1 protein-coding gene and 1 pseudogene are annotated in these 668 nt (G+C 63.8%); both read left to right on the top strand.

Going from position 1 to position 668, the window contains the following annotated elements:
- Nucleotides 1-409 (top strand): DUF1778 domain-containing protein (locus E3D03_RS21145; RefSeq protein ID WP_263568569.1); only part of this gene is annotated, 409 nt, incomplete at its 5' end.
- A pseudogene (locus tag E3D03_RS21150) lies at nt 406-668 on the top strand (GNAT family N-acetyltransferase); the annotation flags it as partial. The gene E3D03_RS21145 and the pseudogene E3D03_RS21150, both read left to right, overlap by 4 nt.

A 668-nucleotide genomic window follows, 5' to 3' on the forward strand; every position in this document is an offset into this window, starting at 1 on the left:
GCCGAAATCGAGGTGTTCGAGCGGTGGTTCGCCGACCTGTTCGATGAATTGTTCGGCTCATCCGATCCTTGATAAATCCGGCATTATGCCGTATGTAACGAAGGAAAGGAGTTCAGCCATGCCCAGACCCGCAAGCGAAGTGGAAACCGCCCGCCTTGAGGCGCGCGTTCCCGTCCATGTCTATGAGCAGATGCAACGCGCGGCCAAGCTGCGCGGTATGACACTGACCGGCTATCTCATCGCCACGGCAGGCGAGGATGCCCGCCGCACGGTCGAGGACGCCGACGTGCTGCGTCTGGCGACCGAGGATCAGGTGCGCTTTGCGAAGGCGCTGATTGATCCGCCCGCGCCCAACGCCCGTCTCGCCCGCGCCGCCAAGCGTCATGCCGACCTGATCGCGCCCCGGTGAGTGCAAGGTTTGCGATAGAGCCGCTGACCAAGGCTCACCAGCGCAAGACGTTCTCGTGCGGCAACGAGCGGATAGACCGCTATTTCCGCGAGACGGCCACGCAGGACGTAAAGCGCCGATACGCGACCTGCTTTGTCGCTCGTGATCTCGAAACCGACCGGATTGCGGGTTTCTACACGCTGTCATCGAGCAACGTCCCGCTGACCGCCGTGCCCGAACCGCTGGCGAGCCGGTTGCCGCGCTACCCGACCGTCCCGGC

The organism is Paracoccus sp. DMF, from assembly GCF_004407025.1.
Taxonomy (GTDB): Bacteria; Pseudomonadota; Alphaproteobacteria; order Rhodobacterales; family Rhodobacteraceae; genus Paracoccus; species Paracoccus aminovorans_B.